A 10,527-nucleotide genomic window follows, 5' to 3' on the forward strand; every position below is an offset into this window, starting at 1 on the left:
CTATTTTTTCTTAGATTTTTTTGATTTTTTGCTTGTCTTGCTAGATTTTTGTGTTTTTTTATTTTTGCTTTTTTGACTTTTTGTGGTTTTTGCCTTGCCCTCTTTTTTTGATTTTTTTGTGCTAGATTTTGTCTTTTTGTCTGCGTTTTTTGTTGCTTCGCTCATAGAGCCTTTGTTTTTTAGATTCTTTTTGGTGTTTTCATCTAATCGCCCATCATTATACTTGCCACTTGTTTTAGATTTGTTATCCCCTTTTAGTCGTTTTCTTGTGTCTTTGTCCATACTTAAATCATTGTATTTATCGCTTGTTTTTGCCTTATTATCGCCACGCAATTTTTTCCTCGTATCCTTATCCATCGTTAAATCATTATACTTATCACTTGTTTTTGCTTTGGTATTGCCTTTTAGTTTTTTCTTAGTGTCTTTATCCATACTTAAATCATTATATTTATCGCTAGTCTTTGCTTTATTGTCGCCTTTTAGTTTTTTGCGTGTGTCTTTATCCATACTTAAGTCGGTGTATTTATCACTTGTTTTTGCCTTTGTGTCGCCTTTTAGGTAGGTTTTATCCGCTACGCCTAGCTCATTATACTTGCCTGAAGTTTTTGCCTGTGTATCGCCACCTAGATGAGTTTTATCTGCCACACCAAAATCATTATACTTGCTATTGCTTTTTGCTTGCGTATCGCCTTTTAGGTGGGTTTTATCCGCTACGCCTAGTTCGTTATATTTATCGCTAGTCTTTGCTTTATTGTCGCCTTTTAGTTGCGCTTTGGTATCGCTATCCATTCGCAAATCATTATACTTGCTATCGGTATTTGCTTGATTATTGCCTTTTAGATTTTGCTTTGTGTCCTTATCCATTCGCAAGTCGTTGTATTTATCACTCGTTTTTGCTTTATTGTCCCCTCTTAGCTGTGTTTTTGTATCTTTATCCATTCGTAAATCATTATATTTATCGCTAGTTTTTGCTTTATTATCGCCTATATTTTTTTGCTTATTCATAGCCCCGCTTGCACACATTTTTTTGTCATAGTCAAATTTCCCCTTAGAGCCTTTAGAAAAAGTGATTTTTTTATTTTCATATTCGATTACGATTTTGTCTAATATATCGCAATAATCAGATTTTGGGTATTTTTCCATAAGCGCGGTTTTGAACTCTTGATAGTCCATATCTATCGCGCCTTTTGCTTTAGAAAATGTCGTAATAAGCCCAAATTCATACATATTTTGCAATCCCTTACATTGGCGTTGTTGGACTATCATCTATATCGCTTTAGCGTTGCATTAAATTTTTTTGTGGTTTTTGGTGTTTGTGCGTTTTTGTGAAATTCTAAAATTTGGTGGTTAGATTTTGATAGTTTTTGGGCTAGATTTTGTGGCATTTGAGAATCTATGTCGCCAACAATCAAGCCAAAAACAAAATCCATACCCTAGCCTTTATTATTTATGATTTATCTTTTTTGGATTTTTTAGTCGTGGCTTTGTCGCTTACTTCTTGTTTTTCCTCTTTTTCCCTTTTCTTTTTGTCTTTTTTGCTTTCTTCTTGTATGTATCTTTGCGAGCTAGCATTAAACTTATCTAAATCATAATCTTTGCGTTTTTTATACCCGGGGTCGCCTACTTTTTGATATTTATAATAATCATAGTCTAGCTCTTCTTGGGCATTGTTTTTAAGATTTTTTTTCATCTCTGCGTCAAGCTGTGCGTCATTATACTTGGTGTTTGTTTTTGCTTGCGTATCGCCTTTTAGATTGGTTTTATCCACTATGCTAGGCTCGTTATATTTGCTATTTATTTTAGCTTTTGTATCCCCACCTAGATTGGTTTTATCCGCTACGCTAATGTCATTATACTTGCTATGTATTTTTGCTTGATTTTCGCCTTTTAGCTGTGCTTTGGTATCTTTATCTATACTTAAATTATCATACTTATCGCTAGTCTTTGCTTTGGTATCTCCTCTTAGATTTTGCTTTGTGTCTTTGTCTATGGCAAAATCTTTATACTTATCGCCTGTGGTGGCTTTGTTTTCGCCACTTAGATTTTGCTTTGTCCCCTTATCGATTGCCAAGTCATTGTATTTATCACTCGTCTTTGCTTTTATGTCGCCTACATTTTTATTTTTGCTAGCAGCACCGCTTTTGCACATTTTTTGGTCGTATTTAAACTTCCCCTTAGAGCCACCTGTAAATTTAATCTTTTTATTATCATATTCGATTACGATTTTGTCTAAAATCTCGCAATAATCCGCATTTGGATATTTCTCTATAAGCGCGGTTTTAAACTCTTGATAATCCATCGCCACACCGGGTGTTTTTGAAAAAGTCGTAATTAACCCAAATTCATACATAATCTAGCTCCTTTTTTACTCCATTTTATTTTTTCTCTTTTGGAATCTCTTTAGATTCTACGCAATCACTTTTTTTCTTATCCCCAAAGCCATCATTTCCTGTTTGGACAAACTTTGTCGTATCATAGGCGATAAAAATATCTGGCTCTGCTAAAAGTGCGCGGATAATCTCTAGCGAAATCGTTGAGCGCAAAGCAAGTGTGGCATAAGAATTTGTCTGATACCACACAGAGATTTTTACGCCATTTGGCTCGATGAAACTATACACACGCACATCAAGATTTGCATTTCGCAATGAATATCTATCACGCATTTGATTGACACTCTTTTTGCTGATTTGAGTGTAGCCACGCGAGTATTTTACCACAATATCGCTCGCTATGTGCGTAGCTTTTGGCAGATTTGAATCAAAAGTGATACAAAAATCTATCCCATCCCACACCGTTTGCATACCGCTGTGCGTGTAGTTTGCTATCATATTTGTGAAAACATAATTATTTGGGATAAATACGATTCTGCCCGCCCTGCGATTTTCTCGGTATGATGTCAGCGTTACATCTTCATAAATCGTGATGCGCAATGCCGAAATATCTAGCACATCTCCCACATAGGTGCTACCATCTTTTTGGATTCTTATCCTATCGCCCACATGCACGCTCCCGCTAAGCACAATCACAAACCACCCAAGCAAACTCATAAACAAATCTTTCATCGCAATAGCAAGCCCAGCTGATGCAAAACCTAGCACCGCTACAAGATAAGTTACATTTTCTAAATACCCAAAAAGCAGGATAAAAATGATGATTGTGAAATTAAAAAAGTTGATGATTTTGCTAGCGGTGTATGCCCTCTCATTGTGCGCGATATACCTGCGAACAATGATTTTTAGCACAAGGGCGATACAAATACTAATAAAAATCGCCAAAGCGATATAGCCTAGCTTTAGGACTTGTTTTTTGATTGCGCCATAGATTTCATTGTGGATTTCATCGTATTTTTTGCCATAGACTTCTACGCTTGTTTTTAGCACATTTTGCGCGCTTTGAAATTCTAAAAGTTGGATTTGGGTAGAGTAGATATTTTTGTTTAGCTCTTTTGCTTTGTTTTTTTCTGGGGATTTTGCTTGCAATTCAAGCAATAAATCATACTTTTGTGAAATGAGTAAGATTAGCTCATCAAGGGATTTTTTGCTAGATTCTAGTGATGCTTTGGAGGCATTTAGCGATTTGACAAAAGAGATTCCGCTAATGATTGCAAAGGGGTTTGTGATGCTTGGGATTTCAGGGATTTCTGGCTTTTGGATAATATCTGCAAAAGGGTCGCTTTTATCTTTTAGTAGCTCTAGTTGCCTTTGCAATGTCTCTATGGTGTGCTTTTTTTGGTTTATAGATTCTTTGTCTGTGTTTGTTTTTTGGAGAGATAGCACTTCGCTTGATAGAGAATCTATCTCCCTAGCGATTCGCATATAATCCGCATAATCCGCATATCTTTTTAGCCAAATGCTATCATTTTTTGCTAAAGCAGATTCTATCTCTTCAAGTTTTGCTTTTATGTCTTTTGTGGTGCTAGGTTTTGGGCTATTTTGTGGATTTTGCAAGTTTTGTGGATTTGGTGAAGTTTGCAAAGAGAGTGGATTTTGCTTTTTTTGTGTGGCGTTAGGATTTTCCCCCAAAAGTGGCAAAATAATTATGCCAAGTAGCACGCAAGCACAAAAAAATATTTTGACTACAAAGCGGACAAATCTAGCGTTAAATATATTCTTAATCCACACAAAGCTACCAAAAATCAAGTATTTGCCCTCAATATCGTTTGCCACAATGCCTCCTTAAAATCTTGTAAAAAAATCTTGCCAACGACTTTTCAACAACTTGCCAACAATTTTCCAAAATCTTGTAAAAATCTTGCGACTAAGATTTTTATCCAAGTATCCTAACTAAAAGCCACATAAACTCCCGTGATTATAGCCTAAAAGCAATAATTACGCACAAAACTTCAAAAACTTAAATGCAACTTTGATATAATCCACCTTTTTAAATGATTGTTATGCTTTTTGCTCTATTTTATACAAATATCAAGGACATAAATGCGCTATATAAAAACTTTTTTGTGGCTATGTATGCTAGTGATAAATGCGCCACACTTAGCCATATCTAGCCAACATAGCACGCAAGTAAATAGCCCAAAATCTACCACCACGATATTTCAAAACATACCACTTGATAGCAACTCCACCAAAAACACAAGTCTAGCCACTTCGTTTGGGACAGATTTAGAGCCATATCCTAGCTCGCTTGGGATTGGCTATGCACATAGTTTTTTGCAAACAAAGTCTCTTAGAATCCAAACTATCGGCACACAGCTACAATACACGCACTCCACCCCCAAATATCGTGGAATCCATAGCCTAAATCTAGCCTATTCATCATTAAATCCAAAAAACACAGACAATGCCACTGAAGAAGCCCTGCATATCGGGCTTTTTAGCGCATTTGATATAGGGTTTGCAAATAGTGAAAAAGGCGGGATTTTGCTAGGGCTAGAGGGGGGAGTAGGCAGCGGCATAGCAAAAGAGGCAAATAATGGATTTGATGAAAGCTCTTTGCTACTAAATGCCGACATAGGCTACATTTTAAAACTAGGCGCATTTAGAGTAGCTCGCGTGCGTAATGATTCTTTTGACAAACAAAATCTAGCTAGCGCGAATAACTTATGGCTTTCAAACTTGCTGATATATCCTTATTTACGGCTAGAGCAGTATATATTTTTGCCACATACAAAAGCTAGCAAAGATAGGTTTGATTATGGGCTAAATGGCATACTAGGCATAAAATTTATCGGAGATTTTAGGGCGTTTGATTGGTGGGTAAATCTTGGGATTTTAAGCGATTTTAATGCCTCTGGCAATGGCATAGGCGTGCTAGGGGATAACTCTATCGTGTATGACAAAGATGGAATCTCAAATGGCATACTAGGCGATATAGGGCTAAATATATTAAACAATCGCCATTTTGCATTACAAGGGAGGTTTAGCATAAACTACGCGCTAAATTATTACGAGCTAAATCTCAAAGGCTCTCTAGTAGCCCTTTGGCAGTTTTAGAGGATTTTTTGGTATAAAATGCACTCTAAAATCCACACAAAAATTAAGCTAAAAAACTTCAAGCACCTTTGCTAGAATCTAAATGCCTTGAGTTTTTACATAATGCAAAGATATGCTAAAATCGTGTCTAAATTTTACACTTTAGGGTTTTTAGCGTTGAAAACAATCATTTTGCAGGATTTTTTGAATCGTTATAAAGACATAAAAGCCCGCGTGCATTCATTTGAGAGCTTTGGGGGGAGCGATGGTCCGGGTGTGCGCTTCGTGCTATTTTTGCAGGGCTGTCGCTTGCGCTGTTTATACTGCCATAACCCTGATACTTGGGATTTACACAGCGGAGTTGAGATGAATCTAAAAGATATTTTAAAAAAGATTTTGCCTCATAAAAAGTTTTATCAAAACGGCGGGGTTAGCATTTCTGGGGGTGAGCCACTGCTACAAAGCGAGTTTTTATATGATTTTTTAGTCGCGCTAAAATGGCTAGGATTTCACACTGCGATTGATACGAGCGGGAGTGTCGCTATCGAAAAATCCAAAAAGTGCATAGATGAGGCAAGTATGCTTCTGCTCGATATTAAGGAAGTAGATGAGCGCGATTGTGTGGGATTAACAGGGGCGAGTGGCAACAATACGCTAAAGACGCTTCACTACTGCGAGGAGGTGGGCAAGCCCGTGTGGGTGCGCTTCGTTTGCGTGCCAGAGCACACTTTGCAAACGCATAAAATCCACGCATTAGGCGAGATACTGCGACCACTACAATGCGTGCAAAAAGTGCAACTCCTGCCATTTCACCAGCTAGGCGCGCACAAATACGAGCAACTAGGCTTGCACTACAAGCTAGCACATCTCCCCACGCCCACAAATGAAGCAATGCAAGAGGCAAAAACGATATTAAAAAGCTATGGCGTGGTGCTTGGATAAATGCGCTAAAAATTGCTAGTTTGCTTTCAAAAAACTGCTAGTTTGTTTGCAAAGTGATTTTAACTAGTCTTGCTAAAAAAGATTTTCTAGCAAAATCTAGTAAAAAATCATCACAAAATCTTTATCTAACATTATCTAAACACATTTTAATCTTTCTAAGCACATTCTAAATCACCCTTGCAAGACGCACCAAAAAGCCATAAAATGCCAAAATCTTAGCGCATTAGAAATTCCACAGCAATCTAGCAGTAATGCTGTAAGTCTCTTGCATTTGTAGTTTTAAGTATGCGCCACCATAGCTTACATCAAATATGCTTGTTTTTACAAACGGGATTCTAGCAGCTACTTCTAGCCCTAAATGCTGTGCGATATTTGAGCGCAATCCTACATTTAGCCCCACATCAAACCCTGTGTAATTCATTTCTACGCCATTAGATTCTAGTTTGTCATACAATTCTTTGACCTGCCCTGTAAAAAGCCAAGTCTGCCCACCTGCTCCAAGCCCTACAAACGCACCCAAATCAACATAATTTGTAGCGAGAAAATTTGCTAGCAAATCCACATTTGCACCATAATTTAGCCGATAGAGGTATTCGCCTGTTGTTTTATCTTTTGGCTGTGTAACGCTTGCATTAAGATAAGCGCGGATACCAAAGTATTTGACAAAAAATTTGTTATATCCCCATAATATCCCATACTTAAATCCTTTTGTCTTATCTTCGCCACTTCCTTGATATATGTTGGCAATAGCTTTTATCTCGCCAGCCCCTAGCTCTATGCCTATAAATGAGCCACTGCGCTCATAAGGAGGCTCATAGTATGAATGCTTTTTGGGAGGGGTTGTAGCGGGTTTGGTTGATTGGATTTGCTGATTTTGCGTTGTGGATTGTGCGGGAGGATTTGTCGTTATATTGTTTGCTTCGCTAGAATTTGTAGAATCATTCTTTTTTGCCTGCTCGACTTGCTTTTGTAGCTCTAAGAGTCGCAATTCTTTTTCTAGTGCTTTGATTTGCTCATCGGTGTTTTGAGCGTAGAGTGGAGGAAATAATGCTAGTGAAAAAACTAGCCAAAAAATTAGAGAGGTGCTATAAAAAGCTAGGCTTTTACGAGAGAGAGAGAGAGAGTTTGTGCAAAATCCTGTGGCTTTTGCATTTTGGTTTTGCTAGATTTTAGTGTGTTTGAGCTAGATTCTAGCGAGGTGAAAAACGAGGTAAAGTAAGTTTCTTGTGTCATTTTGACTCCTTTATGTAAGAAAATTAAAGTGGGAATTAAACCAAAGAAAAAATAATGATAAAACAACAGCCACTAGAAAAACTCTAGTGGCACACCAAAAGCCTTTTAATGTGGCTTTTGATATAGCATTTTTTATACTTGTTGTGGGGCTTGAGAGTATGGGTGGAGTATCGCAGGATCAGGGAGCAAGCACACAGCCGATGGGTCTTTGCCCTCATAGTCGATTTTGCTTAGCAAGTCGCGAGCTAGATTGATTCTAGCTGCCTTTTTGTCATTAGAATCCACAATAATCCACGGCGCATAAGGCGTATGAGTGCGTGAAAACATCTTTTCAAACACGGCAGTGTATTCATTCCACAAATCCAGCGATTTAGAATCTATCGGGCTTAGTTTCCACATTCTAAGCGGATCAGTTTTGCGCCGTTTGATGCGGAATTTTTGCTCATCGCGTGAAACATCTAAGAAATACTTAAATATCATCGTCCCGCTTGCGATAAGCATTTGCTCTAGGCTTGAGACTTGGTAGATAAATTGGCGATATTCTTCAGGTGTGCAAAATCCCATCACTCTCTCTACACCTGCGCGGTTATACCAGCTCCTATCAAAAAACACGATTTCCCCACCGCTTGGCAGAGAGCCTATGTAGCGCGTAAAATACCATTGGGTTTTTTCTACCTCTGTGGGCTTAGCAAGCGCGACAATGCGAAATCCGCGCTGATTTAGATGCTCTGTGAGAGCTTTTATCGTCCCACCTTTTCCCGCTGCATCGCGCCCTTCTAGGATAATGACAATTTTTTTGTTGTTTTTCTTTACCCAATTTTGAAGTTTAAGTAGCTCAACTTGGAGTTTTTGGATTTCGTTTTCATAAAACTCCCTTTTTAGACGCCCTGTTTTTTTCTTAAAAATATCTTTGGCGTTCCCCTTTATGGTCTCTGGGCGAATGGTAATCGCCTTTTTTGTCTCTTTTTTTTCAGACATAGCATTCTCCTCACGAAGTGAAATTTAAGATACAAAACAAATGATAAAAAAAATAACTTAAAATAGACTTTAAATTTTTAAATTTTTCGTTAAAATATCGCGTTTTTTACCAAAATAAACAAAATCACACGCTTTTTTGAATGCGCTTTGTTTGATTTTGTAGCTGATTTTAGAGAATGCTAGTATTTTTATGGAAAATCCAACAATAAAGAGCAAAATAATGCAAGACTCAACACATTTTAATACTTCTAAAAACGACAAAGACTCTACCCATAACAGCAATATTTATCAAAAAAATCTTGGCAAAATCTATTTTCTAAATATGGATATAGCAAGTGCGATGACGCTATGTGGCGATATGCTAAACAAAAACAATCTTATCGCTAAGTATGATAGTGAGATATGTGCTAGCATTTTTGGCGATGAGAGAGATTTTGGCAAATTTGTCGCGTGGTGCAAGGGATTTTTTGGTGCAAATGTCGTTTTTGGCGATTCGCTAGAATCTATCGCCATTGCTAGACTACAATCAAAAGGGCTTTTGTGTGCCACAGCAGAGAGCTGCACGGGCGGACTTTTGGCATATCATTTTACGCGCAATGCAGGGGCTTCTCAAGTTTTTTTGGGAGGCGTAGTAAGCTATGATAATGCGATAAAACAACGCTTTTTAGATGTCAAAGAATCTAGTTTGGAGGATTTTGGCGCAGTAAGCGAGCAAGTAGTAAGTCAAATGCTATGCGGGGCATTGGAGCGATTTGGCGCACAAGTCGCACTAGCTAGCTCTGGCATAGCAGGTCCTAGCGGTGGCAATGCCCAAAAGCCCGTAGGAACGGTGTTTTTAGGAGCGCAAAAAATGGGGGAAAAACCGCTGATAGAGCAACATTTTTTTGTAGGCACTAGAATCCAAATCCAAGAACAATCCTGTCAAAAAGCCCTAGAAATGCTACTAAAAATCATCTAACCCCTTGACAAAATAAGACAAAAAACAATATAATCGCGTTTTGCTTTTTTGGATTTTGCTTTATTTTTTTATTTTGTTTTGAGGTTTTGTTTGAAGTTGGTTTAAGTTTTGCTTAGATTTTTTAGCTATTTTTGCAAAATCTCAATCATAATAAATCATAATAAAATGTAGCAATAAAAAATAGCAAAAACTTTTCTAATGTGATTTTGCAAGCGTTTTTGCGGTATTTGCAAAAAAAAGCGCATAAAGCGAGAAAGCGTTTGTAAGGGTTGTTTTAGGAAAATGTTTCTTTGATTTATTTTAGATTTTAGTGATTTTATGCTGACCCGCTAGCTCAGTTGGTAGAGCAATTCCCTTTTAAGGAATGGGCCGTTGGTTCGAATCCAACGCGGGTCACCATTTGATTAAGTTGTGGCCCCTTCATCTAGTGGTTAGGATACCACCCTTTCACGGTGGCTACAGGGGTTCAAATCCCCTAGGGGTCACCACTTTTTCATTTCCTCCTTTTTTCTTTATAAATCGCTGGTCGCTTAGCTCAGTTGGTAGAGCGCCACCCTTACAAGGTGGATGTCATAAGTTCGAGCCTTATAGCGACCACCACGATTTAGCGACTCTTTTATTTTCTTAGTGTGTTTTATCTTTGTCTTTGGCAGATACACACCTATCATAATGGTTGCAGCGGTAGTTCAGCTGGTTAGAATGCCGCCCTGTCACGGCGGAGGTCGCGGGTTCGAGCCCCGTCCGCTGCGCCACTTTTTCATTTGATTTTGCGCTTTTATTGATTTTTGTTATGTTGGTTGTTTTTTGCGCGTTTTGCGCTTTGACAAAAGACTTCATTTCTAAAATCTAAACTTCTAAAATCTAAATTTGCTAAATACAAAATCTAAACACTTCAACACGCTCATAGATTCTTAAAAAACTTAAAAACCCCAAAAATCATTACCAATTATCCTGCTATATTTTTCTTATTTTTGCTGTAAAAACAAA

Annotated in this window: 10 protein-coding genes and 4 tRNA genes; 7 read left to right on the forward strand and 7 right to left on the reverse strand. The window is 37.8% G+C overall.

Annotated elements, in window-relative coordinates:
* From ACWIX0_RS03140 to ACWIX0_RS03155, 4 genes are read right to left on the reverse strand one after another with little or no spacing between them, the layout of a single operon-like run.
* Positions 1 to 1,266, reverse strand: coding sequence for a hypothetical protein (locus tag ACWIX0_RS03140; RefSeq protein WP_454171870.1), 1,266 nt, complete (start codon positions 1,264 to 1,266; stop codon positions 1 to 3).
* Positions 1,263 to 1,430, reverse strand: a complete 168-nt coding sequence (locus tag ACWIX0_RS03145; RefSeq protein ID WP_454171871.1) for a hypothetical protein — start codon at positions 1,428 to 1,430, stop codon at positions 1,263 to 1,265. Before ACWIX0_RS03145 ends, ACWIX0_RS03140 begins: the two co-directional genes overlap by 4 nt.
* Positions 1,431 to 1,447: 17 nt before the next feature.
* Positions 1,448 to 2,350 carry a hypothetical protein gene (locus tag ACWIX0_RS03150; RefSeq protein WP_454171873.1) on the reverse strand — a complete coding sequence of 301 codons (903 nt, stop codon included), beginning with the start codon at positions 2,348 to 2,350 and terminating at the stop codon, positions 1,448 to 1,450.
* 25 nt (positions 2,351 to 2,375) lie between these two features.
* A complete protein-coding gene (locus tag ACWIX0_RS03155) occupies positions 2,376 to 4,166 on the reverse strand; it encodes a mechanosensitive ion channel domain-containing protein (RefSeq protein WP_454171874.1) in 1,791 nt (596 codons plus the stop codon).
* A gap of 267 nt (positions 4,167 to 4,433) precedes the next feature.
* Here ACWIX0_RS03155 and ACWIX0_RS03160 point away from each other — a divergent pair, with 267 nt between their 5' ends.
* Together ACWIX0_RS03160 and pflA are read left to right on the forward strand one after the other, a co-directional pair.
* Positions 4,434 to 5,450: a hypothetical protein gene (locus tag ACWIX0_RS03160; RefSeq protein WP_454171875.1), complete on the forward strand. Its 1,017-nt coding sequence runs from the start codon at positions 4,434 to 4,436 to the stop codon at positions 5,448 to 5,450.
* Positions 5,451 to 5,606: 156 nt separating this feature from the next.
* A complete protein-coding gene (gene pflA / locus ACWIX0_RS03165; protein WP_454171876.1) occupies positions 5,607 to 6,371 on the forward strand; it encodes a pyruvate formate-lyase-activating protein in 765 nt (254 codons plus the stop codon).
* Between the two features lie 223 nt (positions 6,372 to 6,594).
* Here pflA and ACWIX0_RS03170 read toward each other — a convergent pair whose 3' ends face one another.
* From ACWIX0_RS03170 to ppk2, 3 genes are all read right to left on the reverse strand, one after another.
* Complete coding sequence (locus ACWIX0_RS03170; protein WP_454171878.1) at positions 6,595 to 7,359, reverse strand: outer membrane beta-barrel protein; 765 nt, start codon at positions 7,357 to 7,359, stop codon at positions 6,595 to 6,597.
* 107 nt (positions 7,360 to 7,466) lie between these two features.
* Positions 7,467 to 7,604 (reverse strand): hypothetical protein, encoded by a 138-nt coding sequence (locus ACWIX0_RS03175; protein WP_454171880.1) that lies wholly within the window; start codon positions 7,602 to 7,604, stop codon positions 7,467 to 7,469.
* A gap of 132 nt (positions 7,605 to 7,736) precedes the next feature.
* A complete protein-coding gene (ppk2, locus tag ACWIX0_RS03180) occupies positions 7,737 to 8,582 on the reverse strand; it encodes a polyphosphate kinase 2 (protein WP_454171881.1) in 846 nt (281 codons plus the stop codon).
* Positions 8,583 to 8,802: 220 nt separating this feature from the next.
* Between ppk2 and ACWIX0_RS03185 the strand changes: the two genes are divergently transcribed.
* The 5 genes from ACWIX0_RS03185 to ACWIX0_RS03205 all read left to right on the forward strand — a co-directional run bounded on the left by ACWIX0_RS03185 (position 8,803) and on the right by ACWIX0_RS03205 (position 10,292).
* Positions 8,803 to 9,540 (forward strand): CinA family protein, encoded by a 738-nt coding sequence (locus ACWIX0_RS03185; RefSeq protein WP_454171883.1) that lies wholly within the window; start codon positions 8,803 to 8,805, stop codon positions 9,538 to 9,540.
* 323 nt (positions 9,541 to 9,863) lie between these two features.
* A tRNA-Lys gene (locus ACWIX0_RS03190) sits at positions 9,864 to 9,939 on the forward strand.
* A 14-nt stretch (positions 9,940 to 9,953) separates the two neighbouring features.
* Positions 9,954 to 10,028 (forward strand) — tRNA-Glu (locus ACWIX0_RS03195).
* A 36-nt stretch (positions 10,029 to 10,064) separates the two neighbouring features.
* Positions 10,065 to 10,140: transfer RNA gene (locus ACWIX0_RS03200), tRNA-Val, on the forward strand.
* 75 nt (positions 10,141 to 10,215) lie between these two features.
* Positions 10,216 to 10,292 (forward strand) — tRNA-Asp (locus tag ACWIX0_RS03205).
* The last annotated feature ends 235 nt before the right edge of the window (positions 10,293 to 10,527 follow it).

This window comes from Helicobacter sp. T3_23-1059, assembly GCF_053654515.1.